21 protein-coding genes and 1 tRNA gene are annotated in these 26,358 nt (G+C 73.5%); 18 read left to right on the top strand and 4 right to left on the bottom strand.

What is annotated here, in order from left to right; genetic code table 11:
* Nucleotides 1-2 precede the first annotated feature (2 nt).
* Nucleotides 3-2,054 (bottom strand): FAD/NAD(P)-binding protein, encoded by a 2,052-nt coding sequence (locus ACIQVZ_RS16975; RefSeq protein ID WP_402450675.1) that lies wholly within the window; start codon nucleotides 2,052-2,054, stop codon nucleotides 3-5.
* Entirely contained in the window at nucleotides 2,051-3,034 is a 984-nt protein-coding gene (locus ACIQVZ_RS16970; protein ID WP_402450673.1) for an amino acid ABC transporter permease, read from the bottom strand. Before ACIQVZ_RS16970 ends, ACIQVZ_RS16975 begins: the two co-directional genes overlap by 4 nt.
* Nucleotides 3,035-3,693: 659 nt before the next feature.
* Here ACIQVZ_RS16970 and ACIQVZ_RS16965 point away from each other — a divergent pair.
* The 8 genes from ACIQVZ_RS16965 (at nucleotide 3,694) to ACIQVZ_RS16930 (ending at nucleotide 11,688) form a co-directional block, all read left to right on the top strand.
* Nucleotides 3,694-4,863, top strand: coding sequence for an LLM class flavin-dependent oxidoreductase (locus ACIQVZ_RS16965; protein ID WP_402450671.1), 1,170 nt, complete (start codon nucleotides 3,694-3,696; stop codon nucleotides 4,861-4,863).
* The gene (locus ACIQVZ_RS16960; RefSeq protein ID WP_402450668.1) at nucleotides 4,860-5,408 is read left to right on the top strand and encodes a GNAT family N-acetyltransferase; all 549 of its coding nucleotides are present in this window, start codon (nucleotides 4,860-4,862) and stop codon (nucleotides 5,406-5,408) included. The genes ACIQVZ_RS16965 and ACIQVZ_RS16960 overlap by 4 nt, the downstream gene beginning before the upstream one ends.
* Before the next feature lie 10 nt (nucleotides 5,409-5,418).
* Nucleotides 5,419-6,369 (top strand): ABC transporter substrate-binding protein, encoded by a 951-nt coding sequence (locus ACIQVZ_RS16955; RefSeq protein WP_402450666.1) that lies wholly within the window; start codon nucleotides 5,419-5,421, stop codon nucleotides 6,367-6,369.
* Between the two features lie 28 nt (nucleotides 6,370-6,397).
* Entirely contained in the window at nucleotides 6,398-7,477 is a 1,080-nt protein-coding gene (locus ACIQVZ_RS16950) for an amino acid ABC transporter permease (RefSeq protein ID WP_402450664.1), read from the top strand.
* A complete protein-coding gene (locus ACIQVZ_RS16945) occupies nucleotides 7,474-8,265 on the top strand; it encodes an amino acid ABC transporter ATP-binding protein (RefSeq protein ID WP_350879624.1) in 792 nt (263 codons plus the stop codon). Before ACIQVZ_RS16950 ends, ACIQVZ_RS16945 begins: the two co-directional genes overlap by 4 nt.
* Nucleotides 8,266-8,342: 77 nt before the next feature.
* A complete protein-coding gene (locus ACIQVZ_RS16940) occupies nucleotides 8,343-9,326 on the top strand; it encodes an ABC transporter substrate-binding protein (protein ID WP_402450661.1) in 984 nt (327 codons plus the stop codon).
* Between the two features lie 93 nt (nucleotides 9,327-9,419).
* Nucleotides 9,420-10,628: a serine/threonine-protein kinase gene (locus tag ACIQVZ_RS16935; RefSeq protein WP_402450658.1), complete on the top strand. Its 1,209-nt coding sequence runs from the start codon at nucleotides 9,420-9,422 to the stop codon at nucleotides 10,626-10,628.
* A 208-nt stretch (nucleotides 10,629-10,836) separates the two neighbouring features.
* Entirely contained in the window at nucleotides 10,837-11,688 is an 852-nt protein-coding gene (locus ACIQVZ_RS16930) for a fumarylacetoacetate hydrolase family protein (protein ID WP_402450655.1), read from the top strand.
* A gap of 51 nt (nucleotides 11,689-11,739) precedes the next feature.
* Here ACIQVZ_RS16930 and ACIQVZ_RS16925 read toward each other — a convergent pair whose 3' ends face one another.
* Nucleotides 11,740-12,495, bottom strand: coding sequence for a TetR/AcrR family transcriptional regulator (locus ACIQVZ_RS16925; protein WP_402450653.1), 756 nt, complete (start codon nucleotides 12,493-12,495; stop codon nucleotides 11,740-11,742).
* 161 nt (nucleotides 12,496-12,656) lie between these two features.
* Between ACIQVZ_RS16925 and ACIQVZ_RS16920 the strand changes: the two genes are divergently transcribed.
* The 4 genes from ACIQVZ_RS16920 to ACIQVZ_RS16905 all read left to right on the top strand — a co-directional run bounded on the left by ACIQVZ_RS16920 (nucleotide 12,657) and on the right by ACIQVZ_RS16905 (nucleotide 18,224).
* A complete protein-coding gene (locus tag ACIQVZ_RS16920; RefSeq protein WP_402450650.1) occupies nucleotides 12,657-14,363 on the top strand; it encodes a DUF885 domain-containing protein in 1,707 nt (568 codons plus the stop codon).
* A gap of 179 nt (nucleotides 14,364-14,542) precedes the next feature.
* A complete protein-coding gene (locus ACIQVZ_RS16915; protein ID WP_402450647.1) occupies nucleotides 14,543-16,069 on the top strand; it encodes an MFS transporter in 1,527 nt (508 codons plus the stop codon).
* An 80-nt stretch (nucleotides 16,070-16,149) separates the two neighbouring features.
* Nucleotides 16,150-17,067, top strand: a complete 918-nt coding sequence (locus ACIQVZ_RS16910; protein ID WP_402450644.1) for a carbohydrate kinase family protein — start codon at nucleotides 16,150-16,152, stop codon at nucleotides 17,065-17,067.
* Between the two features lie 116 nt (nucleotides 17,068-17,183).
* Nucleotides 17,184-18,224, top strand: a complete 1,041-nt coding sequence (locus ACIQVZ_RS16905) for a trypsin-like serine peptidase (protein WP_402450642.1) — start codon at nucleotides 17,184-17,186, stop codon at nucleotides 18,222-18,224.
* Nucleotides 18,225-18,333: 109 nt separating this feature from the next.
* Here ACIQVZ_RS16905 and ACIQVZ_RS16900 read toward each other — a convergent pair.
* Nucleotides 18,334-18,405 (bottom strand) — tRNA-Arg (locus ACIQVZ_RS16900).
* A gap of 196 nt (nucleotides 18,406-18,601) precedes the next feature.
* Here ACIQVZ_RS16900 and ACIQVZ_RS16895 point away from each other — a divergent pair.
* The 6 genes from ACIQVZ_RS16895 (at nucleotide 18,602) to thrB (ending at nucleotide 26,083) form a co-directional block, all read left to right on the top strand.
* Complete coding sequence (locus ACIQVZ_RS16895) at nucleotides 18,602-19,021, top strand: response regulator (protein WP_350879712.1); 420 nt, start codon at nucleotides 18,602-18,604, stop codon at nucleotides 19,019-19,021.
* Nucleotides 19,022-19,105: 84 nt separating this feature from the next.
* Nucleotides 19,106-20,767, top strand: coding sequence for an arginine--tRNA ligase (gene argS / locus ACIQVZ_RS16890; protein ID WP_402450639.1), 1,662 nt, complete (start codon nucleotides 19,106-19,108; stop codon nucleotides 20,765-20,767).
* Nucleotides 20,768-20,854: 87 nt separating this feature from the next.
* Nucleotides 20,855-22,246 carry a diaminopimelate decarboxylase gene (gene lysA / locus ACIQVZ_RS16885; protein ID WP_350879615.1) on the top strand — a complete coding sequence of 464 codons (1,392 nt, stop codon included), beginning with the start codon at nucleotides 20,855-20,857 and terminating at the stop codon, nucleotides 22,244-22,246.
* Between the two features lie 138 nt (nucleotides 22,247-22,384).
* Nucleotides 22,385-23,677: a homoserine dehydrogenase gene (locus tag ACIQVZ_RS16880; RefSeq protein WP_350879614.1), complete on the top strand. Its 1,293-nt coding sequence runs from the start codon at nucleotides 22,385-22,387 to the stop codon at nucleotides 23,675-23,677.
* A gap of 9 nt (nucleotides 23,678-23,686) precedes the next feature.
* Entirely contained in the window at nucleotides 23,687-24,784 is a 1,098-nt protein-coding gene (gene thrC, locus ACIQVZ_RS16875; RefSeq protein ID WP_063347816.1) for a threonine synthase, read from the top strand.
* Between the two features lie 360 nt (nucleotides 24,785-25,144).
* Entirely contained in the window at nucleotides 25,145-26,083 is a 939-nt protein-coding gene (gene thrB, locus ACIQVZ_RS16870; protein ID WP_350879612.1) for a homoserine kinase, read from the top strand.
* The last annotated feature ends 275 nt before the right edge of the window (nucleotides 26,084-26,358 follow it).

The raw sequence follows: 26,358 nt of genomic DNA, 5'->3' as shown, positions 1-26,358 counted from the left end.
CTTCAGGCCCCCCTCGTCCGGCCGGAGGGCGGGCGCGGCGGTGGCGGGGTGCGCTGACCGCACGGCGGAGCGGGCGCGGCGACCGCCGACAGCGCGGCGAGGCGGGTGCCCTGGCGGCGGCGGGCGGGCGGCGGATCGGCGACGGGCCCCGGGGCGGCGGTCGGGAGCGCGGCCAGCGCCCGCAGCAGCGCGCGGGCGGCGGCGTCGTTCTGCCGGAATCCCGGGGAGTCGGTGCGGGGCCGGGCGAAGGCGGCGGCCGCGCGCAGGCTGGTGTGCGGGCCGAGTGCGGTGCGCCGCGGGTGCGGGGCGCCGCCCAGGGCCGGGTCGAGCAGTCGGCTGTCGCCGGGGGCGATGGTGACCAGGCCGGAGCGGTGGGTGTACTCCTCGTCGGCGACCACCTCCTCCACGAGCCGCCCGGCGCGGTGCAGTTCGCGCAGCACCGGGTCGAGGGTGCGGGTCAGCTGGTGCTTGGGCAGGTACGCCTCGACCAGGGCGGTGGCGGCGACGGTGCGGCCCGGCACGGTGTCGCCGCCGGCCCGCCAGGTGCCGGTGGCCTCGTCCCGTTCGACCCGGACGCCCGCGCCCAGGAAGTGCACGATCCCGGCCTCGGAGAGGGCGAGCAACTGGCGCAGCCGGAAGCCGGGCGGGCCGGAGGCCAGGTAGCTGAAGTAGCCGAAGAACCACCCGTCCACCTCCTCGGCGACCGAGCGGGCGGTGAGCCGGCCGGTCGCGAGGATGCGCGGAAGCTGGCCGAACAGCGAGAGCAGGGCGAGGAAGGCGCCGAGGTCGGCGCTGTGCGCGGGGTCGGCACGGCGGTCGGCGTCGGCGGTGACGTAGGCGCGCAGGTGCCGCTGGAGCTCCTCGGCGGAGCCCAGTTCGAGGCCGGCCAGCGGGTGGTCGAGCCGTTCGAAGTCGATCCGGTCGGCCGGGTCGGGTACGGCCTCGGCGACCAGGGCGGCCAGGTCGGGGGAGTACCAGTCGTGCCGGTCGAACCGGGCCAGGAACTCCGGCCAGGGCAGCGCGGTGCGCTCGGGGTGGGCGTGGAACAGCTCGTGGTAGTGCCCGAAGGCGGTCTCCTTGGCCATCAACGGCCAGAAGTCGCGCCGGAGTTCGAGCGGCCCGTCGGTGGCGAGGACGGCGTCCACGGCGGCCGCGTCGAAGTACCGGGGGAGCGGGGCGGGCGGCCCCTGGAGGCGGTAGCCGGTCTTGGAGTGGTAGGGGACGCCGCGCCGGGAGCCGAGGTGCAGCACCGGTTCGCGGCCGGACGGGCGGTAGCGCAGCCCGCCCCCGGTGGGCTCGAAGCGGCCGCCGCGCCCTTCGGTGAGCAGGGCGACCAGGTCGACGGAGGCCAGACCGAGGCCGCGCAGCACGACGTGCTCGCCGGGGGCGATGCCGTCCAGGTCGGCGTCGGCGGAGTAGGCGGGCGGGAGGTGGAAGCGGCCGTGCCGGGCGGCGAAGTCGGCGTCGGCGGCGTACCGGGGGTGCGGGGTGGAGTCGAGGTGGCCGAGGGTGAGGGCGACGTGGTCGGCGGTGAGCGTCCGGCCGGTGAGGTGGACGGTCTGCGGGCCGTCGGGCGGGCCGTCGATCCGCCGGACGGTGTCCCGGTGCACGGTGACCGTGACGTGCGGGGGCAGGTCGGCGACGGCGCGGCGGAACACCCAGTCCAGGTAGGCGCTCTGGGCCCGGCGGGTGGGGAAGTCGGTGGGCGCGAGGGTGTCCAGTTCGGCCCGGACGGCCGGGTCGGCGACCTCCCGGTAGGGCGCGAACTCCCGCCGCCGGAGCGCCCATTGGGCCAGCGAGGGGCCCGGGCGGACCGGCCCGTCGATGGTCGAGCGCTCGTCGGTGAACATGGTGACGTCCTCGGCCATCGAGTTCATCCGCAGCAGCGGGGACTGTTCGTGGCGCCAGATCCGGCCCGCGCCGGGCGGGTGCGGGTCGACCAGGTGGACGTGCAACGGCCGTTCGGCGGGCAGGAGTTCGGCCGCGTTGGCGGCGATCCGCTCCAGCAGCCCGGTGCCCCGCGGGCCCGCGCCGACGATCACCAGAAGACTCATGCCGCCACCTCGCGCAGCCGCCGCAGGGCGGCCCGGGCCCGCTGGAGCGGGGTGGGCGGCAGGCCGTCCCGGGTGGCGCCCTTGGCGTAGTGGCGCTCGACGTAGTACTGGCCGACGGACAGCAGGGTGGTGACCACCAGGTACCAGATGGTGGCGACCACCAGCATCGGGATGACCCGGTACGACTGCAGGTAGACCAGCTGCACCGAGTAGAGCAGGTCGGAGACGGCCAGCACGCTGACGATGCTGGTGCCCTTGAGCGCGCTGATCAGCATGTTCCCGGCGGTCGGCACGATCGAGCGCATCGCCTGCGGGACGACGATCCGGCGCAGCACCCGCCACCGGCCGAGGCCGAGCGCCGAGGCGGCCTCCAGCTGGCCCCGGTCGACGGACAGGATGCCGCCGCGGATCACCTCGGCGGCGTACGCGGTCTCCAGCAACGTGAGGCCGATGACGGCGGTGAGGGTGGGGCCGATCAGGTTGACGGTCCTGACGGTGACGAACTCGGGGCCGAACGGGATGCCCAGGCCGAGGGTCGGGTAGAGCGCGCCGATGTTGAAGAAGAACAGCAGCTGCACCAGCGGCGGGGTGGAGCGGAAGATCCAGATGTAGCCCCAACCCAGGGTGCGCAGCACCGGGTTGCCGGACATCCGCATGACGGCGAGGCCGGTGCCGAGGACGAAGCCGAGGGCGAGGGTGACGGCGGTGAGCCAGAGGGTCAGGGTGAGGCCGTTGAGCACCGACCCGGCGGTGAACCAGTCGGCGACCACGTCCCACTGGAAGGCCCTGTTGCGCACCACGGAGTTGACGGCCATCGCGGCCAGCAGCAGCGCGATCCCGGCGCAGACCCACTGCCCGGGCTGGCGGCGGGCGACGATCCGGGCGCCGGGATCGGGCGGCGGGGCGGGGCGGTCGGGGGCGGGGGCGCCCGCGGGGGCTGCAGTGGAGCGGGCGGGGAGGAGGTCCTGCGGGGTGGCCATGGCGGCGGCTCCTGGCGGAGGTGCGGGCGGGCGGGAGGTACGGGTGTGGTCACGTACGGCCGTCGCACCGGCCCGCGTCCCTCAACGCGGCCGGCACTGTGCACTGCACTCCGCCGTGATCGTACGCATGCGCGATCGACGGCTGTCAAGGGTGGTCCGGGCCCCGACCGGGGCCCGGCGCGGACCGGTCGCAGGGCGACAGGAGATCGCAACAGAGCGGCAATGATGGGTGGTTGACGGACCACTTGGCAGGCTGTTCAACTTGAGGCCATGTACGCCGAGCAGCCCCTGGTCACCCGCGACCACATCGACTTCGGTCGGGTGTGGTCCGCGGCGTGTCGCGGCTGACCCGGCAGCGGGCCGCCCGTCCGGCCCTGATCTCCCGCGGGGAGCCCTCCCTCGGTCTGCCCCGCCGCGGGCCGGGACCAGCCGTCCACAGCTGACGGCGTCCCAGGCGCACGCTGCCGTCCGACGACCTCGCACTGAACTCCGGCAGTACTCCCTCGTCCACGCCTGCCTCCCACTCCTCCCGCCGCGCGCGCCGACCCCACCGTCGGCGCGGCCGCCGCGCACCCGTGTCCACGGCCGCCCCGCCCCGGCCGGCTCCGGCCTGCCCACCCGCAGTCCACCGGACTCCGCTCACCCCGAAAGGTTCCGCCATGCCCGTCGAATTCCTCGGTATCGCCGCCACCGGCGACGGCTCGGAGACCACCCCCCGCTCCACCGCGGCCTTCGACCGCGACTACACCCTGCGGCTGGCCCGGGCCCACGAGGACCACGGCTGGGACCGGGTGCTCTTCGCGTACGGCGCCGGCTCCCCGGAACCCGCGGCCGCGGCGGCCTTCCTCGCCTCGCACCTGGACCGGCTGCAGATCCTGCTGGCGCACCGGCCGAACGTCTCCTACCCGACCTTCGCCGCCAAGACCTTCGCGACCCTGGACCAGATCAGCGACGGGCGGTTGACCGTCCACTTCATCACCGGCGGCAGCGACCACGAGCAGCAGCGCGAGGGCGACTTCCTGTCCAAGGACGAGCGCTACGAGCGCACCCGCGAGTACATCGGCATCGTCAAGAAGGCGTGGACCAGCCGGGAGCCCTTCGACCACGAGGGCGCCCACTACCGCTTCAACGACTTCGTCTCCGACGTCTTCCCCGTCCAGCAGCCGCGCCCCGGGGTCTCCTTCGGCGGCTCCTCGGACGCCGCCTACGCGGCCGGCGGCGCCGAGGCGGACGTCTACTGCCTGTGGGGCGAGCCGCTGGCCCGCACCGCCGAGCAGATCGAGCGGGTGAAGGAGGCGGCCCGGGCCGCCGGGCGCACCGACGTGCCGCGGATCCAGGTGGCGTTCCGGCCGATCATCGCGCCGACCGAGGAACTGGCCTGGGAGAAGGCGCACCGGACGGTGGCCGCGATCAAGGCCCGCCGGGAGTCCGGGGAGCTCGTCCGCCGGGGCCGCCCGCTCGGCGCCGCAGCGCCCGAGAACACCGGCTCCCAGCGGCTGATCGAGATCGCCGAGGCCGGCGAGCGCTACGACCGCGCGCTGTGGACCCCGACCGCCGCGGCCACCGGCGGGGCCGGCAACTCCAACGCCCTGGTCGGCACCCCGGAGACGGTCGCCGAGGCGCTGCTCGACTACTACGACCTCGGCGTGGACATCCTCTCCGCCCGCGGCTACCACCTGCTCGACGACGCGATCGACTTCGGCCGCCACGTCATCCCGATCGTCCGCGAGGAGGTCGCCAAGCGGGACGCCGCCAAGGCCGCGGCGGAGGCCGAGCACGCCGAGCGGACCGAGCGGGACCGGCACCAGCTGATCGCGGTGCAGGCGTGAGCGCTCCGGACCGGTGGGCCGGCTCGGCGGCGGCCGAGTTCCGGCGGGTCACCATCGACGACCCGCTGGTCGAACCGCTGCTGCGCGAGCTCACCCACGAGTACGTCAGCCGCTACGGCCCCGAGGCGCACCAGGAGATGACCCGCTACCCCCGGGACGCCTTCGCCGAGCCGCACGGCGTCCTGCTGCTCCTGCTGGAGGACGGCGAGCCGGTCGCCGGCGGCGGGTACAAGCGGTACGACGAGCGCACCGCCGAGCTGAAGCGGATGTGGACGCACTCCGCGCACCGCCGCCGCGGCCTGGCCCGCCGGGTGCTGGCCGAGCTGGAGCGGACGGCGGCCGCCGCCGGCTACGCCCGGATCTACCTCACCACCGGTCCGCGCCAGCCCGAGGCCAAGGGCCTCTACCTGGCGTCCGGCTACACCCCGCTGTTCGACGTCGCCGCCGATCCTCCCTCCTTGCCCGCCGACGGGCAGGAGGGGCCCACGCCGATCGGCCCGCTCCCCTTCGAGAAGCACCTGCCGGTGCTGGCTCCGACCCCCTGAAAGGCCCCCCGTGAGAAGCACCACCGTCCGCCGCCGCCTGCTCGCGGCCACCGCCCTGCTGCCGGTGCTGGCGCTGGCCGCGTGCGGCTCGGACCCGAAGATCGCGGGCCCGGCGGGGGCGAGCGGGCCCGCCGCCACCGCCGTCTCCCAGGACGTCGTCTCCGGCCTCGCGAAGTCGGACGCCGCCGCCGCGCTGCTGCCCGAGGAGGTCCGCAAGGCCGGCACGCTGACCTTCGGCGCGTCCTTCGGCTCGCCGCCCACCGCCTTCTACGCCGACCAGGCCAGCAAGAAGCCGGCCGGGATCGACGTGGACTTCACCGATGCGGTGGCCAGGCTGCTCGGCCTGACCGTGCAGCGCCAGGAGGCCGCCTTCGAGACCATCCTGCCCGCCCTGGACAGCGGCAAGTTCGACGTCGGCACCGGCAACTTCGGGGTCACCACGGCCCGGTTGAAGACCATCGACTTCGTCACCTACATCGACGACGGCCAGGGCTTCGCGGTCCGCAAGGACAACCAGGCCGTCCAGCCGGTCACCGACCTGCTCCAGCTCTGCGGGCTGACCATCGGCACCGGTGCCGGCACCACCTTCGAGACCACGCTGAACGCGAAGCGCACCGCCTGCACCGACGCCGGGAAGAAGCCGTACGAGGTCAGGGCGTTCAGCGACCCCGGGGCCGTGCTCACCGGCCTCCAGCAGGGCCGGGTCGACGTCCTGATGTCCACCATCAACGGCCTGCGCTACCAGGCCGCGCAGGAGGCCTCCGGGACGCGCTTCCTCGGCGAGTTCCACCGGCTGGACGTCGGCTTCGCGTTCAAGAAGGGCTCGAAGCTCACCCCGGCCTTCCAGGCGGCGGTCAACCAGCTGATCAAGGACGGGACGTACGAGCGGATCCTCAGGAAGTGGGGGGTCGCCGAATCGGCGATCAAGGAGTCCCTGATCAGCCCGCCCGAACACCAGTGATCCCCGGGTCTGCCGAAGGAGCCCCCCGATGACCGCCAGCACCACCGCGACGTCCCAGGCCCAAGCCCAGGCCCAGGCCCAGGCCCAGGCCGAGCGGGCACCGGCGTCCGGACCCGATCCCGGTCCGGGCACCGGCCCCCGCCTGGACCTCGACGAACTGGCCGGTCTGCGGGCCGTCCCCGCCCGGCACCCCTGGCGCTGGGGGATCGGGGTCGCCGCCCTCGTCGTGCTCGCCCAGTTCGCCCACGGCCTGGCCACCAACCCCGGCTGGGACTGGGCCACCTTCCGGGTCTACTTCACCGCCGACACGATCGTCCAGGCGGTCGGCCGCACCCTCGAACTCACCGCCTACGGCACCGGGCTGGGCTTCCTGCTGGGCGCCGTGGTGGCCGCGATGCGGCTGTCCCGCAGCGCGATCCTCCAGTCCATCGCCTGGGCGTACGTGTGGGTGTTCCGCTCGATCCCGCTGATCGTCCAGCTGGTGTTCTGGTTCAACCTGTCGTACCTCTACAAGCGGTTCGGGATCGGCATCCCGTTCGGCCCGACCTTCGGGGACTTCGAGACGGTCGGCGTGCTGAGCGCGCTCGGCGCCGCCGTGCTCGGCCTCGGGCTGCACCAGGCCGCGTTCGCCGCCGAGATCATCCGCGGCGGCGTCATCGCGGTGGACGCCGGCCAGCGGGAGGCCGCCACCGCGCTCGGCATCCCGCGCTGGCGCCAGGGCTGGCGGATCGTGCTGCCGCAGGCGATGCGCGGCATCCTGCCGTCCGCCGCCAACGAGGTGATCTCGCTGCTCAAGGGCACCTCGGTGGTCTACGTGATGGCCATCGGCGAGCTCTTCTACCAGGCCCAGGTGGTGTACGGCCGGACCGGCCGGGTGGTGCCGCTGCTGATGGTCGCCACCGTCTGGTACGTGCTGCTGACCACGGTGCTGTCCATCGGCCAGTACTACGTCGAGCGCTACTTCGCCCGCGGCGCGCAGCGCACCCCGCCGCCCACCCCGCTCCAGCGCGTCCGGGCCTTCGTCCGGAGCCTGCCCGCCCGCACGCCGACCGCCCGCACGCCGGCCACCCGCGCCGCGACCGCGCACACCACCGGAGGACGTCGATGACCACGCTCACCAGGACCGAACCGGCCGCCGCGCCGATGGTGCAGGTCCGCGGCCTGCACAAGAGCTTCGGGCCACTGGAGGTGCTGCGCGGCGTCGACCTGGACGTCCCGGCCGGCTCGGTCACCGTGGTGCTCGGCCCGTCCGGCTCCGGCAAGTCCACGCTGCTGCGCGCGATCAACCACCTGGAGAAGCTCGACGGCGGCTACGTCGCCATCGACGGCGAGCTGATCGGCTACCGGCGCTCCGGCGACCGGCTGTACGAGCTCAAGGAGCGCGAGGTGCTGCGCCAGCGCACCCACATCGGCTTCGTGTTCCAGAACTTCAACCTGTTCCCGCACCTCACCGTGCTGGAGAACCTGGTCGAGGCGCCGATCGCCGCGCTGCGCCGCCCCCGGGCCGAGGCCAGGGCGACGGCGCTGGCGCTGCTGGAGCGGGTCGGGCTGGCCGACAAGGCCGCCGCGTACCCCCGGCAGCTCTCCGGCGGCCAGCAGCAGCGGGTGGCGATCGCCCGGGCGCTGGCCCTGGAGCCGAAGGTGCTGCTGTTCGACGAGCCCACCTCGGCGCTCGACCCGGAGCTGGTCGGCGAGGTGCTGGACGTCATCAAGGACCTCGCCCGGACCGGCACCACCATGATCGTGGTCACCCACGAGATCGGCTTCGCCCGCGAGGTCGCCGACACCGTCGTCTTCATGGACGGCGGTGTGGTGGTCGAGCAGGGCCCGCCGGCCGAGGTCCTGGACCGCCCCCGGCACGAACGCACCCGGGCCTTCCTCGCCAAGGTGCTCTGAGCCGGGCTGCCCCGAGCCGAGCTGCCCCAGCCCTTCCCGCCGCACCGAAACCCCCTTCACCGAGCAGGAGTTCCGCCATGCCCCTACCCCGTCGCGCCCTGGTGACCGCCGCCGGCGCCCTCGCCGCCGCCCTCGCCCTGACCGCCTGCGGCGGCGCGTCCTCGGGAGCCACGGCGGAACTCGCCCCGGCCAAGGGCAGCACCGCGCCGAACGGCGCCGTGGTGAACCTGACGGCCGACCAGAACCGGGTGACCACGGCCAAGGTCGACGCGATCGCGGCGCTCGTCCCGGAGGAGATCAGGAGGAGAGGGACACTGGCCGTCGTCGACTCCCTCGGCACCACCCCGCCGCTGGACTTCTACGCCAACGACGACAGGACCGTCATCGGCGTCGAGCCGGACATCGCCACCCTGGTCGGCAACGTGCTCGGCCTCAAGGTCGAGTTCAACCCGGTCTCCTGGGAGAACATCTTCGTCGGCCTGGACAGCGGCAAGTACGACGTCGGCCTCTCGAACATCACCGTCACCGAGGCGCGCAAGGAGAAGTACGACTTCGCCACCTACCGGCTGGACGTCCTCGGCTTCGAGGCCAGGAAGGGCAGCGGCCTCAAGGTGACCGGCGCCAAGGACCTGGCGGGCAGGACGGTCGGCGTCTCCTCCGGCACCAACCAGGAGAAGCTGCTGATCTCCTGGAGCGAGGAGAACACCAGGAACGGCCTCAAGCCGATCGACATCAAGTACTTCCAGGGCACCGAGTTCTACCTGGCGCTCTCCTCCGGCCGGATCGACGCCTACGTCGGCCCCAATCCCAGCCTGGCCTTCCACGTCGCGCAGACCGGCGAGACCGAGATCGTCGGCACCTACTCGGGCGGCGGCGCGGACGTCCTCGGCAAGATCGCCGCGACCACCCGCAAGGGCAACGGACTGGTCCAGGCGCTCAACGGGGCGCTGAACGAGGTGATCAGGAACGGCAGCTACGGCCAGGTGCTCAAGCGCTGGGGCCTGGACAACGAGGCGGTGCCGACCTCCGAGGTCAACCCGCCCGGGTTGCCCAAGCCGTAGGGCCCGTCCGTTCACCCGTTCGCCGCCCCCCGCCGCTATGGTGACCCCTCCGACGGCGAACACCGCCCGGACACGGCGGACTTGGGGGAGGACATGCAGCAGGGGGAGGTGCTCGACGGCCGGTACCGGCTGGACGAGTGGCTGGGCAGGGGCGGCTTCGGCGTGGTCTGGAAGGCGACCGACCAGCGGCTCGACCGCGAGGTCGCGGTCAAGCTGCTGCTGGCGGAGCACGCCGCCGACCGGGAGGCCGTCGGGCGGTTCGTCCGCGAGGCCCGCACGGCCGGCGGCCTCTCCAATCCGCACATCGTGACCGTGTACGACTACGGCCTGGTCACGACCGCCGCCGGGGGGACCCACTACCTGGTGCTGGAACTGGTTCGCGGCCGGGCCCTGTCCGACATCCTCAAGGACGGCGTCCCGGACCAGGAGGCCGCGCTGAGGTGGATGCGCCAGGTCTGCAAGGCCCTGGACGCCGCGCACCGCTCGGGCGTCGTCCACCGCGACATCAAGCCCGAGAACGTGATGGTCGACGCGGGCGGCAGGGCCAAGGTGCTGGACTTCGGCATCGCCCGGCTGCTCACCCAGTCCGCGGTGCTCACCTCCACCGGCAGCGTGGTCGGCACCGTCCCGTACCTGGCGCCCGAGTGCTGGTCCGGCGCCGCCGTGGACGGCCGGGCCGACCTCTACGCGCTCGGCGTCATGCTGTACGAACTCTGCACCGGGCGGCGCCCGTTCCGCGCCTCCTCGGCCGCCGAGTACATGTACAAGCACCTGGAGGAGACCCCGCCCCGGGTGCGCAGCACCGATCCGGCGCTGGCCGACCTGGTCGCCGGGCTGCTCGCCAAGCGGCCCGCGGACCGGCCGGCCACCGCCGTCGAGGTGCTGGAACGGCTGCGCCGGGTCCGGCCGGGGGTGCTCCGCCCGGACGACCCCAGCCCGGAGCAACTGCGCCGCCGGGCCGACCAGGCCTGGCGGCGCGGCGCGCAGGGCGCCCCCGGGGAGGCCGTCGAGATGCTCACCGGGCTCATCCCCGACCTTGCCCGGATCTGCGGCCCGGCCGACCCGCGCACCCTGCGCACCTGCCACGACCTGGCCCTGTGGCTGGCCCGGGACGGCAGCCCGGGCACCGCCGTCGCGCTGCTGCGCGAGCTGGCCGCGGAGCCGGCCGCCGAACCGGACGTCCGGGCCGACGTGCTGCGCGACCTGGACCGCTGGCACCGGGAGGCCGCCCGGAGCGGGCCGGGCCGGCCGCGGGCGCTGAGCCTGGCCGGCCTGCTCGGCGGCGACCCGCAGGGCGGCTGAGGGCCCGCGGCGGAGTGCGGGCGGGAGGCTGTCAACCGTGCGGGCCGCTGATTCGGCGTCTGTGGCGGCTGTGGGAATTGATAGGAATCCGCCCACCGGGACTGTCTGGTCCACCGACCGGTGGCGTTGATATACCTCGTTGCCGGAGTCGGGTGCGGTGTCTTCGGCCGCCCCGGCGAGCTGCGACGAAAAGGCTGGTGACGGATCGATGAAGCTCCTCCGCGTCGGACCCCCGGGCGCCGAGCGCCCGGTCGTGCTGGGCCAGGACGGCATCGGGTACGACCTCTCCGGGCGTGCCCGGGACATCGACGGGGCCTTCCTGGCCGGGCTGGACACCGCCGCCCTGGCGCGGGACGTGGCCGCCGGGGCGCTGCCCCGGGTGGACCTCGCCGGGCAGCGGGTGGGCGCGCCGGTCGCCCGCCCGGGCAAGGTGGTCGGCATCGGGCTCAACTACCGCGACCACGCCGCCGAGGCCGGGGTCGCGGCCCCGGACGAGCCGGTGATCTTCCTCAAGCCGAGCTGTACCGTGGTCGGCCCGTACGACGAGGTGCTGGTGCCGCGCGGCGGCGAGAAGACCGACTACGAGGCCGAGCTGGCCGTCGTGATCGGCCGCACCGCCCGCTACCTGGCCGGGCACGAGGAGGCCGCGGCGGTGATCGCCGGCTACACGATCGCCAACGACGTCACCGAACGGGCCTTCCAGTTCGAGCGCGGCGGCCAGTGGGACAAGGGCAAGTCGGCGGAGACCTTCACCCCGCTGGGGCCCTGGCTGGTCACCGCGGACGAGGTGGCCGACCCGCAGCAGCTGCCGCTGCGGCTGTGGGTCAACGGCGGGCTGCGGCAGGACGGCAACACCGGCAAGATGATCTTCCCGGTGCTCGAACTGGTCTGCTACGTCAGCCAGTTCATGGTCCTGGAGCCGGGCGACGTGATCGTCACCGGCACCCCGGCCGGCGTCACCCTGGGCCACCCCGGCACGCCGTTCCTGGCCCCGGGCGACATCGTCGAGATCGAGATCGAGGGCCTCGGCCGCCAGCGGCAGGTGCTCGGCAGGGCGTAACGCCCCGCCGGCGCGGCACCGGCCGCCCCGACCCCGGGCACGGGGGTCGGGTCACCGGGCCGCCAGCACCTCGCGCAGCCGCTCGGCCCGCGACGCCTGCGGCCCCTCCAGCGCGAGCAGCACGGCCAGCACCTGCGCGGTCTGCGGGTCGTGCAGCGCGGTCGCCGCCGCCATCGCCGTGAACTGGTCCACCAGCCAGTCGCGCAGCTCGCCCACCGGCAGCGTGCGCCCCTCGTCCAGCCAGGTCAGCGACGCGCCCTCGACCACCGCGATCCACGAGCGCACCAGCAGCGTCAGCCGGGGCCCGGCCTCCCGCACGCCGAGGTGCCGCAGGGTCCGCTTGAGCGCCGCCCGCCGGACGTCGTCGACGATCGCCGAGGTGCGGGCCGTCTCCACCACCGAACCGCCGCGCAGCAGCGCCGAGTAGCCGGCGTCGTGCTCGGCCACGAAGGCGAAGTAGCCGTCCAGGACGGCCGCCAGCTGCTCGGACGGGGTCCCGGCCAGCGGGACGGCGAAGCGGCTGGTCAGCTCGTCGGCGGCGCTGCGCAGCGCCGCCTCGTACAACTGCTGCTTGCCGCCCGCAAAGTAGCGGTAGACCAGCGGGCGGGAGGCGCCGGCGGCCTCGGCGACGTCGTCCAGGCCCACCTCCTCGGGCGGCCGGGCGGCGAACAGTTCCAGGGCGACCGCGATCAGCTGTTCGCGGCGCTGCTGCACCGGCAGCCGCCGGTAGCCGGTGCGGCGCGGGCGGGGGCCGGGTGCGGCCGGGGCGGGCACCTGGTCGGTTGCCGTGGTGGGGCGGGCTTCCATGGCGGTCAGCGTAATGGGCGTGGGCCCGATCGGATCCTGTTGCGCGCGGCGGTTTCCCGAACGTGTGTTTGTGCGGGCCCGCCCGATGGGTTCGGCCGGTGCATGTCACCGATCGCCCGGTAAAGGCTTGCATTCGGCCCTCGCCACGCCATGATGTCCGAATGGTTGAAGAACTGATCACCTCCGACGCCACCACCCCGCGCCGCGTCGCCGACGGTTACGTCCGGGCCCTGGCCGAACTCGACCCGCTGACCGCGGTCTACCTGGGGTTCAGCCCCGAGGACGACCGGCTGCCCGACCTCTCGCCGGCCGGTGCCGAGGCGATCGCCGACCTCGGCCGCCGCACCCTGGCGGCCCTCGCCGAGGCCGAACGCTCCGACGCCGCGCAGGACGAGGCGGAGCGCCGCTGCGCCCGGCTGCTGCGCGAGCGGCTGACCGCCTCCCTCGCCGTCCACGAGGCCGGGGAGAACTTCCGCGCGGTGCGCAACCTGGGCTCCCCGGTGCACGAAGTCCGGGACGTCTTCACCCTGATGGGGACGGACACCGAGGCCGAGTGGCAGGTGGTCGGCCGCCGGCTGGCCCGAGTCCCGCTCGCGCTGGCGCAGTACCGGGAGACGCTGGCCGCCGGCATCGAGCGCGGCCTGCTGTCCGGCCCGCGCCAGGTGGACACCGTGGTCGGGCAGCTCGGCGAGTGGCTGGAGGGGGACGTCCCCGGCGGCTGGTTCGGCGAGTTCGTCCAGGGCGCGCCGGAGGGCCTGCGCGCCGAGCTGTCCGGGCCCGCGCTGGCCGCCGGTGAGGCGCTGGCCGCCCTGCGCGACTGGCTGCGCGACGTCTACGGCCCGGCCGCCGCCGGCACCTCCGACACCACCGGCCGGGAGCGCTACCGCCGCTTCGTCCGCTTCTGGACCGGCTCCGACCTGGACCTGGACGAGGCCTACGGGTGGGCCTGGAGCGAGTTCCACGACCTGCTCGCGCAGATGGAGGCCGAGGCCGAGAAGGTCCGCCCGGGCGCCGGCCCGATGGCGGCGATGAAGTGGCTGGAGTCGGACGGCCCGGCCGTGCAGGGGGCCGAGGCCACCCGGGTGTACCTCCAGGAGCTGATGGACCGGGCGGTCCGGGACCTCCAGGGCACCCACTTCGACCTGGCCGAGCCGATCACCCGGGTCGAGTCGAGGATCGCCCCGGCCGGCAGTGCGGCCGCGCCGTACTACAGCGCGCCCTCGCTGGACTTCAGCCGCCCCGGGCGGACCTGGCTGCCGGCGCTCGGCCGGGAGCGCTTCCCGGTCTGGGACCTGGTCTCCACCTGGTACCACGAGGGCGTCCCGGGCCACCACCTGCAGCTCGCGCAGTGGAACTACGTCGCGGACCGGCTCTCCACCTACCAGGTCAGCCTGGGCGGGGTGAGCGCCAACCTGGAGGGCTGGGCGCTGTATGCCGAGCGCCTGATGGACGAGCTCGGCTACCTCACCGACCCGGGCCACCGCCTCGGCTACCTCAACGCGCAGATGATGCGCGCGCTGCGGGTGATCGTCGACATCGGCATGCACGCGGGCCTGGACTTCCCGGCCGACTCCCCGTACCTGCCGGGCGAGCCGGTCAGCCCGGAGGCGGCCCGGGAGTTCTTCGGCCGGTACTGCGGCCTGACCCCCGACTACCTGGACAGCGAACTGGTCCGCTACCTGGGCATGCCCGGCCAGGCCATCGGCTACAAGCTGGGCGAGCGCGCCTGGCTGCGCGGCCGGGCGGCGGCGCGGGCGGCGCACGAGGCGCGTGGCGAGGAGTTCGACCTCAAGGCCTGGCACATGGCGGCGCTCTCGCAGGGCTCGCTGGGGCTGGACGACCTGGTCGACGAGCTGTCCGCGCTGTAGGGCGGCAGCCGGCCCCGGGCCTCGTCCGCGAGTCCCGGGGCCGCTGGTCCTTTGGTCCGAAAAGGTCGATTTGGTGAGGTTTTTCCTTGCCATCCGACCGTGCGAGAGCTTCGCTTGAAGGCGACTGCGTGACATCCCCGACTGCGTGACCCCTCCGTACCCCTCCGGAAGGCTGACCAGTGTCTGCGCGAACCGCCACCGGTCATGAGAACGCGGACAGCCGCCGCTGGTGGGCGCTGGCGGTCATCGCCGTCGCCCAGCTCATGATCGTCCTCGACGTCACCATCGTGAACATCGCGCTGCCGTCGGCCCAGCGGGACCTGGGCATCTCCGACGCCGACCGGCAGTGGGTGATCACCGCCTACACGCTCGCCTTCGGCGGCCTGCTGCTGCTCGGCGGGCGGCTGGGCGACCTCTTCGGCCGCAAGCGCGTCTTCACCGTCGGCCTGCTGGGCTTCGCCGCCGCCTCCGCCCTCGGCGGCTCGGCGGACGGCTCGGCCATGCTCTTCGGCGCCCGCGCCCTCCAGGGCGGGTTCAGCGCCCTGCTCGCCCCCTCGGCCCTGGGACTGCTCTCCACCACCTTCACGGATCCCAGGGAGCGCAGTACGGCCTTCGGCGTCTTCGGCGCGATCGCCGCTGGCGGCTCCGCACTCGGCCTGATCCTGGGCGGGCTGCTGACCGAGTACCTGGACTGGCGCTGGTGCCTGTTCGTCAACGTCCCGATCGCCGCCGCCGCGGCCCTCGCGGCCACCGGCCTCCTGGAGCGCGACAGCGCCGCCGGGGGGCGCCGGGTCCGGCTCGACCTGCCCGGCGCGCTGCTCGGCTGCGGCGGCCTGCTGGCGATCGTCTTCGGCACCTCCGAGGCCGTCACCCGGACCTGGGGCGACGGGCTGGTGCTCGGTTCGCTGGCCGCCGGCCTGGCGCTGCTCGCGGTGTTCGTCCTGGTCGAGAGGCGCACCGCGCACCCGCTGCTGCCGCTGCACATCGTCGCCGACCGCAACCGCGGCGGCGCCGCCCTCTCGGTCGGCCTGGCCATGATCGGCATGTTCGGCCTGTTCCTCTTCCTCACCTACTACCTCCAGGTCATCAAGCACTTCTCGCCGGTGCTGTCGGGCGTCTCCTTCCTGCCCATGACGGCCGCCATCGTGCTCAGTTCGACCGGCTTCGCGGCCCGGCTGATGACCAGGGTGCCGACCCGGAACCTGGTCTGCCCCGGGCTGCTGCTCGCCGCGGCCGGCATGGCCTGGCTGACCCGGATGACGGTGGACGGCCCGTGGGCCGGCACGGTGCTGCCCGCCGAACTGCTGCTCGGCTCGGGCATGGGCCTGGTCTTCATGCCGTCGATGAACCTGGCCACCCTCGGGGTCTCCCCGCGCGAGGCGGGCGCGGCCTCGGCGACCATCAACTCGGCCCAGCAGGTGGGCGGTTCGTTCGGCACGGCGCTGCTGAACACGGTCGCGGCCAGTGCCACCGCGTCGTTCCTGGCCACCCGGATCGCCTCGTCGCCGGTGGTGCGGGCCCAGGCCACGGTGCACGGCTACGTGGTCGCGAACTGGGTGTCGACGGGCGTCCTGCTGCTGGCCGCGCTGATCGCCTTCCGGGTGATCGACCACCGGCCGGCGCGCGCTGTGGCGACCGTCGTCCCGGGCAAGGCGCAGGCGGGGGCCCACGCGGCCGTCCCGGCAGAGCCCCGACGAGAACCCTGAAATTTTCAGCAAGACCTTGCAGCCACCTCCGGCGCCTGCTTGACTCCTGGCCACCGTCCAGGGACCGAGGAGGTGCCGCCGTGCTGCCCGAGTTCGACCTGCTCGTCGTCGGCGGCTCCGGCGTCGACACCATCGTCCGGGTGGACCGGCTGGAGGTCCCGCCCGGCGACTCGCTGTTCGTCGGACCCGTCCGCGACTACGTCGGCCACACCGGCAACGGCGTCGCCCTCGGCGCCCACCGCCTCGGCCTGCGCACCGCCTTCCTCGACTTCCTCGGCGACGACCCGCAGGGCGCCCTGGTCCGCGCCTCCTACGAGCGCCACGGCCTGCACTTCGCGCACCTGGTGAGCCCGCACGGCACCCCGCGCGGGGTCAACCTGGTGGACGCCGCCGGCCGCCGGTTCTCCTTCTTCGACGGCCGCCACCCCGCCGACCTGCGGCTGCCGCCCGAGTTCTACCTGCCGTACGCGCGGCGCAGCCGGCACGTCCACCTCTCCATCACCGGCGTCAACCGGGACATGTACGCCGACCTCCACCGGCTCGGCCGCACCACCTCCACCGACCTGCACGACTGGGACGGCGGCAACCCGCACCACCGCGACTACGCGCTCGGCTCGGACCTGGTGTTCCTCTCGGTGGCCGGCTGCCGCGGGCGGCACGAGCAGGTGATGCGCGCGATCCTCGCCGAGGGCCGCGCCGGTGTCGTCACCGCCACCGCGGGCGCCGACGGCTGCTACCTGCTCACCCGGGACGACGACGAGGTACGCCACCTCCCGGCCGTCGACCCGGGCCGCCCGGTGGTGGACACCAACGGCGCCGGGGACGCCTTCGTCGCGGGCTTCCTCGCCGCCTGGTTCCGGGGCCGCCCGCCGCTGGAGTGCGCCCGGGCCGGCTCGGTCGCGGGTGCCTTCACCTGCACCGTCGCCGGGACGCACACCGCCTTCATCGGGGCCGAGGAGCTGGGGAGCGCGCTGGACCGCTCACGCGCCGACGGGTGAGCTTTTTCTCATGGATATCCCAGCCACCGGTAACGACCTTTCCAGGCTGAAACGGCATAGTCGTTGATCGCACGCAGCCCCCGGGAAACCGTCGATCACTGGCAGGAGAGACAGACATGGGTCAGCACCGCCGCCCGACGTCGCGCCGCCGCCGCAGCCTGCTGGGGCCGACCCTGTTCACCGCGCTCTCGGCGGTGGTGGTGGCCGCCGTGGTCACCGGCACGCACGGGCTGAGCCTGTCCGACGCGACGGCCGCCGGGAAGGCGGCCCGCAGCTCCCGGGCCGCCGTCGCGCCGGCCGCGACCGGGCCCGCGTCCGAGGCGCCCGCCGCACCCGCACCGGTCGACGCCGCCGCTCCGACCGACAGCCCCTCCGCCGCTCCGACCGACAGCCCGACCGGCGGCGCGACCGGCAGTGCGACCGACGGCGCGAGCGCCGACCCCGGCAGCGCCCCGGCGGCCGCCCCGACGCCCTCCGCGCCGGCCACCCCCGACACCCGCGGCGTCGTCCTCGGCACCACCACGACCGCCGCCGCCACCCCCGAAGCCGCCACCGTGGGCGCGCTGTTCAGCGGCAGCGTGGCGGCCGGCAACCACTTCTGCACCGCCAGCGTGCTGCACAGCCCCGGCGGCAACCTGCTGCTGACCGCCGCGCACTGCCTCAGCAGCGCCTCCGGCGTCACCTTCGTCCCCGGCTACCGCGACGGCTCCGCCCCGTACGGCAGCTGGCAGGTCACCGCGGTCCACACCACCACCGGCTGGTCCCAGAAGGGCGACCAGGACGAGGACTTCGCCATCCTGGAGACGGCCCCGAGCAACGGCCGGAAGGTCGAGGACGTGGTCGGCGGCAACCGGCTCGGCGCCGACGAGCCCTTCGGCGCCACCGTCCGCCTCTACGGCTACCCCGGCGACGCCGAGGAGCCCCTCCTGTGCACCAACACCACGGGCCGGCAGAGCACCTACCAACGCGTCATCGACTGCCCCGCCTACCCGTCCGGCACCAGCGGCGGCCCCTGGATCAACGTCGCCACCGGCGACGTGGTCGGCGCCATCGGTGGCTACCAGCAGGGCGGCGACACCGACGACGTGTCCTACAGCGCCTACTTCGACCACACCATCGCCGGGTTGGTCTCCCAGGTCGAGGGCACCTCGTCCTGAGCCCGGTCGGGCCCGCCCCGCGCGCCGCCAACCGGGCCCGGACATGACGAAGGCCCAGATCCGTGGATCAACTCCACTGATCTGGGCCTCAGTCGCACTCCTTGCGAAGTGCCCCCGGTAGGATTCGAACCTACGCACCCGCCTCCGGAGGGCGGTGCTCTATCCCCTGAGCTACGGGGGCCTGCTCTGTCGTCGGCGTTTCGGCCTCCGACGTGAAGAACACTACCAGGCTCGGGGCGCGGTCCGTGCACGGGTTTGCGGCGGGGGTGCCGGAGCGGGTGCGGGGTGCGCCGGAGGCCGGTGGCGAGGGGCGGCGGAAGTGCCCAAAGGCCGGACGGGGCGGCGGGGGCGCCGATACCCTCGGTGAGGTGTCGGGAGTGTCCGGGCGGGTCCTCGTGGTGGACGACAGCGAGGTGATCCGCCAGCTGATCAGGGTCAACCTGGAGCTTGAGGGCTTCGAGGTGGTGACCGCCGCCGACGGCGCCGAGTGCCTGGAGGTGGTCCGCCGGGTGAAGCCGGACGTGGTGACGCTGGACGTGATGATGCCGCGCCTGGACGGCCTGCGGACGGCGGCCCGGCTGCGCGCGAACCCGGGGACCAGCCGGCTGCCGATCGCGATCGTGAGCGCCTGCACCCCGGCCGATCTGGACCTGGGGGAGGCCGTCGGGGTGGACGGCTACCTCGGCAAGCCCTTCGACCCGGCCGATCTGGTGGCGCTGGTGCGGCGGCTGATGACCCTGGGAGGACAGCCGAGCGGGTTTCGCCCTGAGCGAACAGAGCGGACCGATCGAGGCTGACACCGCTGACGGGAGGGCTCGCGGGCGTCCCGACCGGCAAACCGGGTGGCGGGCGGGCACCCCGTCTCGCCTACGCTTGGCGTCGTGACACCCGCAGAGCTTTCCCAGGCAGTCCAGGCCGCAGTGAGCGCCGCCGTCGAGGCGGGCGAGCTGACCGTCGCCGTGCCCGAGCACGTGACGGTCGAGCGACCCAAGAACAGGGACCACGGCGACTACGCGATCAACGTGGCCCTCCAGCTCGCCAAGGCGGCCGGCCGCCCGCCGCGAGCCGTGGCGGAACTGCTGGCCGACCGCCTGCGAGGGATCACCGGCGTCGCCAAGGTCGACATCGCCGGGCCGGGCTTCCTGAACGTCACCATGGACGCCGCGACCCAGGGCGCGCTGGCGCGCACCATCGTCGAGACCGGCGAGGCCTACGGGCGCAACGAGGTGCTCAAGGGCCTGAAGATCAACCTGGAGTTCGTCTCCGCCAACCCGACCGGCCCGATCCACATCGGCGGCGTCCGCTGGGCCGCCGTCGGCGACTCGCTGGCGCGCGTGCTGCGGGCCAGCGGCGCCGACGTCACCACCGAGTACTACCTGAACGACGCCGGCGTGCAGATCTCCAAGTTCGCCGGCTCGCTGAAGGCCGCCGCGAACGGCCGGCCCGTTCCCGCCGACGGCTACGTGGGCGAGTACATCGGCGACATCGCCAAGGCGATCACCGACGGCGTCCCGGGCGTGCTCGACCTGCCCGACGCCGAGCAGCTGGAGGCCTTCCGCACCGAGGGCCTCAAGCTCATGGTGGCCGAGATCCAGCGCTCGATGCAGGAGTTCGGCACCCACTTCGACGTCTGGTTCTCCGAGAAGACGCTGCACGAGTCCGGCGCGGTCGAGAAGGCCATGGACCGGCTGCGCGAGCAGGGCCACGTCTTCGAGCAGGACGGCGCGGTCTTCCTGCGCACCACCGACTTCGGCGACGACAAGGACCGCGTCCTGGTCAAGGCCGACGGCGAGACCACCTACTTCGCCGCCGACGCCGCGTACTACCTGTCGAAGCGGGACCGCGGTGCCGAGGTCTCCGTCTACATGCTGGGCGCCGACCACCACGGCTACGTCAACCGGCTGAAGGCCATCGTGGCCTGCGCGGGCGACGACATGAACCGCAACATCGAGGTCAAGATCGGCCAGTTCGTGAAGATGCTTCGCGACGGCGAAGAGGTCCGCATGTCCAAGCGGGCCGGCAACATCATCACGATCGACGACGTGATCGAGTGGATCGGCGTGGACGCCGCCCGCTACACCCTGACGCGGTCCCCCACGGACTCCACCATCACGCTCGACATCAACGTGCTGACCAGCCAGTCCAATGAGAACCCGGTCTACTACGTCCAGTACGCGCACACCCGGATGTGCGGCGTGGCCCGCAAGGCCGCGCAGCTCGGCGTGGACAAGGGCGCGGCGGAGGACTTCAAGCCCGAGCTGCTCGCCACCGTGTGGGAGAACGACATCCTCGGTGCCCTCGGCGAGTTCCCGCGGATCCTGGCCACGGCCGGCGAGCTGCGCGAGCCGCACCGGGTCGCCCGCTACCTGGAGGACCTCGCGGGCAAGTACCACCGCCTGTACGAGAACTGCATGTTCCTGCCCAAGGGCGACGAGGAGCTCACGGACACGCACCGCGCCCGGCTCTGGCTGGTCGAGGCCACGCGAACGGTGATGGCCAACGGCCTGACGCTCCTGGGCGTCACGGCGCCCGAGCGGATGTAGGCACCACCCCCAAGTGCGCAGCGGGGGCGGCTGACGGTCAACGGAGACCGTCGCCGCCCCTCGCCATAGGTCAAGGAAGCAGAGGACATGTCTCGCTCCGCACACCCCGCAGGCCCCCGGCACGGTGACGTACTGCCCGAGGGCCACTACGCCGCCCCGCCGGCCGACCTGAACGCGCTCGACCCCAAGGTCTGGTCGCGCACCGTCGCCCGCGACGCCGAGGGCGTGGCCACCGTCGGCGGGATCGACGTCAAGTCCCTGGCGGCCGAGTTCGGCACGCCGGCCTACGTGCTCGACGAGGACGACTTCCGGGCCCGGGCGCGGGCCTGGCGCGACGCCTTCGGCACCGAGGCGGACGTCTTCTACGCCGGCAAGGCGTTCCTCTCCAAGGCGATCGTGCGCTGGCTGCACGAGGAGGGCCTGAACCTCGACGTGTGCAGCTCCGGCGAGCTGACGGTGGCGCTGGCCGCCGGGATGCCGCCGCAGCGGATCGCGCTGCACGGCAACAACAAGACGGCGGACGAGCTCGAACACGCGGTGAAGACCGGCGTCGGGCGCATCGTGGTCGACTCCTACGAGGAGATCGAGCGGCTGGCCGCCGTCACCGCGCGCCAGGGCGTCCGCCAGCAGGTGCTGATCCGGATCACCGTCGGCGTCGAGGCGCACACCCACGAGTTCATCGCCACGGCGCACGAGGACCAGAAGTTCGGGCTCTCCCTGGGCAACGGCTCGGCCGCCGAGGCGGTGCGCCGGGTGCTCGGGCACGAGGGCCTGGAACTGCGCGGCATCCACTCGCACATCGGCTCGCAGATCTTCGACACCGCCGGTTTCGAGGTGGCCGCCCGCCGGGTGGTCGGCCTGCTGGCCGAGATCCGCGACGAGCACGGCGTGGAGCTGCCCGAGATCGACCTGGGCGGCGGCCTGGGCATCGCGTACACCAGCGAGGACGACCCGCGCGAGCCGGCCGAGATCGCGGCCGCGCTGGCCGACATCGTGCGCCGCGAGTGCGCCGCCGCGAACCTGAACACCCCCCGGCTGAGCGTGGAGCCGGGCCGGGCGATCGTCGGCCCGACGGCGTTCACGCTGTACGAGGTCGGCACCGTCAAGCCGCTGGAGGGCCTGCGCACCTACGTCAGCGTGGACGGCGGGATGTCCGACAACATCCGGACCGCGCTGTACGACGCCGAGTACTCGGTGGCCCTGGTGTCGCGCCGCAGCGACGCCGAGCCGATGCTGGCGCGGGTGGTCGGCAAGCACTGCGAGTCCGGCGACATCGTGGTCCGGGACGCCTTCCTGCCGGCCGACCTGGCCCCGGGCGACCTGATCGCGGTGCCCGCCACCGGCGCGTACTGCCGCTCGATGGCGAGCAACTACAACCACGCCCTGAAGCCTCCCGTGCTGGCCGTCAAGGACGGCGCCGCGCGGGTGATCGTCCGGCGCGAGACGGAGGAGGATCTCCTGCGTCTCGATATCGGATGACGAAATCCTTGTCTCAGATCATGGAACGACCGTAGATCCGTGCGGGAAGTCCCCGAGACTGGTACGGACCGAAGTTCCCGGCGGCCCCCAGAATCCCGCCGGAATTACCGAAGCACGAAGAATGCAGAGCGGAGTCGGATGATGCGTACGCGCCCGCTGAAGGTGGCGTTGCTGGGTTGTGGTGTGGTGGGCTCCGAGGTGGCGCGCATCATGACGACGACGGCCGACGACCTCGCCGCGCGCATCGGTGCCCCGGTCGAGCTCGCGGGGATCGCGGTCCGCCGGGCCGGCCGGGTGCGCCCGGGCGTGCCCGAGCACCTGATCACCACCGACGCCGAGGCCCTGGTCAACCGGGGCGACATCGACGTGGTGGTCGAGGTCGTGGGCGGCATCGAGCCGTCCAAACACCTCATCCTGTCGGCGTTCCGGCGGGGCGCCTCGGTGGTCAGCGCCAACAAGGCGCTGCTCGCCAAGGACGGCACCGAGCTGCACGCCGCGGCCGCCGGGGCCGGGGTGGACCTGTACTACGAGGCCGCGGTGGCGGGAGCGATCCCGCTGCTGCGCCCGCTGCGCGAGTCCCTCGCGGGGGACAAGGTCAACCGGGTGCTGGGCATCGTCAACGGCACCACCAACTTCATCCTCGACAAGATGGACACCACCGGCGCCGGCTACTCGGAGGCGCTGGAGGAGGCCACCGCGCTGGGCTACGCCGAGGCCGACCCGACGGCCGACGTCGAGGGCTTCGACGCCGCCGCCAAGGCCGCGATCCTGGCCGGCATCGCGTTCCACACCAAGGTCACCGCGGCGGACGTCTACCGCGAGGGCATCACCGAGGTGACGGCCGCCGACATCGCCTCCGCCAAGGAGATGGGCTGCGTGGTCAAGCTGCTCGCGATCTGCGAGCGGGCGGCGGACGGCGAGTCCGTCACCGCGCGGGTCCACCCGGCGATGATCCCGCTGTCGCACCCGCTGGCCTCCGTCCGCGAGGCGTACAACGCGGTGTTCGTCGAGGCCGAGGCGGCCGGCCGGCTGATGTTCTACGGCCCGGGCGCGGGCGGCTCGCCGACCGCCTCCGCGGTGCTCGGCGACCTGGTCGCGGTCTGTCGCAACAAGCTGGCCGGTGCCACCGGTCCCGGTGACTCGGTGTACACGCAGCTGCCCGCCAAGCCGATGGACGAGGTGGTCACCCGCTACCACGTCAGCCTGGACGTGGACGACCGTGCGGGTGTCCTCGCGCAGGTCGCGTCCGTCTTCGCGGAGCACGGCGTCTCCATCGACACCGTGCGCCAGCAGGGCCGCGACGGCGACGCCTCGCTCGTCGTGGTCACTCACCGTGCCACCGACGCCGCGCTGTCGGCGACGGTCGACAAGCTCCGCGCGCTGGACAGCGTGCGGGACGTGGCCAGCATCATGCGGGTCGAAGGGGAGTAAGGAACAGCCATGAACGCCGTTGCCGAGAACGTCGTCCGAGGCGCGCACACCCACCAGTGGCGCGGCCTGATCGAGGAGTACCGGGACCGCCTGCCGGTCACCGCGGCCACCCCGGTGGTCACCCTGCTGGAGGGCGGCACGCCGCTGGTCCCCGCCCAGGTGCTGTCCGAGCGCACCGGCTGCGAGGTCTACCTCAAGGTCGAGGGCGCCAACCCGACCGGCTCCTTCAAGGACCGCGGGATGACGATGGCCATCTCCAAGGCCAAGGAGGAGGGGGCGCAGGCCGTCATCTGCGCCTCCACCGGCAACACCTCGGCCTCCGCCGCCGCGTACGCGGTGCGGGCCGGGATGGTCTGCGCGGTGCTCGTCCCGCAGGGCAAGATCGCCCTCGGCAAGATGGGCCAGGCGCTGGTGCACGGCGCCAAGATCCTCCAGGTGGACGGGAACTTCGACGACTGCCTCACCCTCGCGCGTGAACTGTCCGAGAAGTACCCGGTGGCGCTGGTCAACTCGGTGAACCCGGTGCGGATCGAGGGCCAGAAGACCGCGGCCTTCGAGATCGTCGACATGCTCGGCGACGCCCCGGACATCCACGTCCTGCCGGTCGGCAACGCGGGCAACATCACCGCGTACTGGAAGGGCTACCGCGAGTACTCCGCCGACGGCCTGGCCACGCGCACCCCGCGGATGTGGGGCTTCCAGGCCTCCGGCTCGGCCCCGATCGTGGACGGCGCGCCGGTGCTCAAGCCGCAGACCATCGCCACCGCGATCCGGATCGGCAACCCGGCCTCCTGGGACTTCGCGCTCGCCGCGCGGGACGAGTCGGGCGGCCTCATCGACAAGGTGACGGACCGTCAGATCCTGTCCGCCTACCGGCTGTTGGCCGCGCAGGAGGGCGTCTTCGTGGAGCCCGCCTCGGCGGCCTCGGTGGCCGGCCTGCTGGCCAAGGCGGAGGCCGGTCTGGTCGACCCGGGCCAGCGCATCGTCTGCACCGTGACCGGCAACGGCCTCAAGGACCCGGACTGGGCGGTGGCCGGCGCGCCGCAGCCGCAGATCGTCCCGATCGACCCGGAGGCGGCGGCGCAGCGCCTGGGCCTGCTGGACTGACCTGCCGTCGGGCCCCGCGGGCGCCCGACGCCTCGACGGGCCGACCCTTTCGGGGGTCGGCCCGTCGATGTTCTCCGGTGACACTTTTGTGTCAATTACGCCGCGCATTCCGATCGGACTCCGGTACGCATTCCGGCCAGAAGCGGCAACACACCAGATCGGAGGACCACGGGGTGTACCACTGGGGAACCTCTCTTCGATACTCTGGGTTCGGCCGTGTGGCACATGCCCCGGGTCCGGCCTTCTCAGGCCGCGCCAACGACCGTGACCGCCCGCCCCGCCGGGGCCTGTGGTCCATTCCCCGCCTTCGCACCGACGACGCGATCCGCGCCGCCCGATTTCCCCAGGAGAGTCCACCGCATGGCCGGTCCCGCGTTCCGTGCCGCCGCCGTCCGGGTCCGGGTTCCCGCGACCAGTGCCAACCTCGGCCCGGGCTTCGACGCCTTCGGCCTCGCGCTGGGCCTGTACGACGACGTGGTCGTCCGGGTCGCCGACTCCGGGCTCTCCATCGACATCGCCGGCGAGGGCGCCGACACGCTGCCCCGCGACGAGCGCCACCTGCTGGTCCGCTCGATGCGCGCCGCCTTCGACCGCCTCGGCGGCCAGCCGCGCGGCCTCGAAGTGGTCTGTGCCAACCGGATACCGCACGGCCGCGGCCTCGGCTCCTCCTCGGCCGCGATCTGCGCCGGTATCGTGGCCGCCCGCGCGGTCACCATCGGCGGCCCGTCCGCGCTGGACGACGACGCGCTGCTGGCCCTCGCCTCCGAGCTGGAGGGCCACCCCGACAACGTCGCGGCCTGCCTGCGCGGCAACTTCACCATCGCCTGGACGGACGAGGAGTCGGCCAAGGCGGTCAGCCTGGAGCCCTCCGACCAGGTCGTCCCGGTGGTGTTCGTCCCCGCTGACGAGGTGCTCACCGAGACCGCGCGCGGCCTGCTGCCCAAGACCGTCCCGCTGACCGACGCCGCCGTCAACGCCGGCCGCGCCGCGCTGCTGGTCGAGGCGCTGACCAGGCGGCCCGAGCTGCTGCTCGCCGCCACCGAGGACCGCCTGCACCAGGACTACCGCTCCTCCGCCATGCCCGACAGCGCCGCCCTGGTGGGCGCGCTGCGCGCGGAGGGCGTCCCCGCGGTGATCTCCGGGGCCGGTCCGACCGTCCTCGCGCTCACCGACGAGGCGGGCGCCGACAAGGTGCTCTCCTTCGCCGGGCACCACGGCCACGGCGGCGATCCGGCGTTCGCCGCGCACCGCCTGGAGCTCGACCGGATCGGGGCCACCGTGCTCCCGCTGGACGGCTGAACGGCCCGTCCGGGCCGCTCGTCCGGCCCGGCCCGGCCACCTGCCGAGCCGGGCCGTCCGGACACGATTGGCAAGCGCAAGGCTGGGGAATGTCTGAGGGGGTCGGTAGTGTTAACCTCATTGCTGCACCAGGTGCCCTCCGGGGCTCGGTGCGCCGCGTCCCGATCCCAGCACTCCACTGCCGTGGAGTCGCGGCGATGCACGGGGCGACGATTCTCCGGGAGCCCACCGCAGCGCGTACGCAGCCTGCCTGCGCGACACGCGGCCGCATCCCG

It is taken from the genome of Kitasatospora sp. NPDC098663 (assembly GCF_044760075.1).
In the GTDB taxonomy this organism is placed as follows: Bacteria; Actinomycetota; Actinomycetes; order Streptomycetales; family Streptomycetaceae; genus Kitasatospora.
Note: the sequence above shows the minus strand (reverse complement) of the source record. Positions and strands in the feature narration are given on the sequence as shown.

Bases quoted from the DNA above. Each gene is read 5' to 3' on its own strand.
- ACIQVZ_RS16945 (WP_350879624.1), top strand. From the start codon at position 7,474: ATGACCACGCTCACCAGGACCGAACCGGCCGCCGCGCCGATGGTGCAG.
- ACIQVZ_RS16940 (WP_402450661.1), top strand. From the start codon at position 8,343: ATGCCCCTACCCCGTCGCGCCCTGGTGACCGCCGCCGGCGCCCTCGCC.
- ACIQVZ_RS16930 (WP_402450655.1), top strand. From the start codon at position 10,837: ATGAAGCTCCTCCGCGTCGGACCCCCGGGCGCCGAGCGCCCGGTCGTG.
- ACIQVZ_RS16950 (WP_402450664.1), top strand. From the start codon at position 6,398: ATGACCGCCAGCACCACCGCGACGTCCCAGGCCCAAGCCCAGGCCCAG.
- ACIQVZ_RS16905 (WP_402450642.1), top strand. From the start codon at position 17,184: ATGGGTCAGCACCGCCGCCCGACGTCGCGCCGCCGCCGCAGCCTGCTG.
- thrB (WP_350879612.1), top strand. From the start codon at position 25,145: ATGGCCGGTCCCGCGTTCCGTGCCGCCGCCGTCCGGGTCCGGGTTCCC.
- ACIQVZ_RS16925 (WP_402450653.1), bottom strand. From the start codon at position 12,495: ATGGAAGCCCGCCCCACCACGGCAACCGACCAGGTGCCCGCCCCGGCC.
- thrC (WP_063347816.1), top strand. From the start codon at position 23,687: ATGAACGCCGTTGCCGAGAACGTCGTCCGAGGCGCGCACACCCACCAG.
- ACIQVZ_RS16970 (WP_402450673.1), bottom strand. From the start codon at position 3,034: ATGGCCACCCCGCAGGACCTCCTCCCCGCCCGCTCCACTGCAGCCCCC.
- ACIQVZ_RS16935 (WP_402450658.1), top strand. From the start codon at position 9,420: ATGCAGCAGGGGGAGGTGCTCGACGGCCGGTACCGGCTGGACGAGTGG.
- ACIQVZ_RS16965 (WP_402450671.1), top strand. From the start codon at position 3,694: ATGCCCGTCGAATTCCTCGGTATCGCCGCCACCGGCGACGGCTCGGAG.
- ACIQVZ_RS16880 (WP_350879614.1), top strand. From the start codon at position 22,385: ATGATGCGTACGCGCCCGCTGAAGGTGGCGTTGCTGGGTTGTGGTGTG.
- lysA (WP_350879615.1), top strand. From the start codon at position 20,855: ATGTCTCGCTCCGCACACCCCGCAGGCCCCCGGCACGGTGACGTACTG.
- ACIQVZ_RS16975 (WP_402450675.1), bottom strand. From the start codon at position 2,054: ATGAGTCTTCTGGTGATCGTCGGCGCGGGCCCGCGGGGCACCGGGCTG.
- ACIQVZ_RS16920 (WP_402450650.1), top strand. From the start codon at position 12,657: ATGGTTGAAGAACTGATCACCTCCGACGCCACCACCCCGCGCCGCGTC.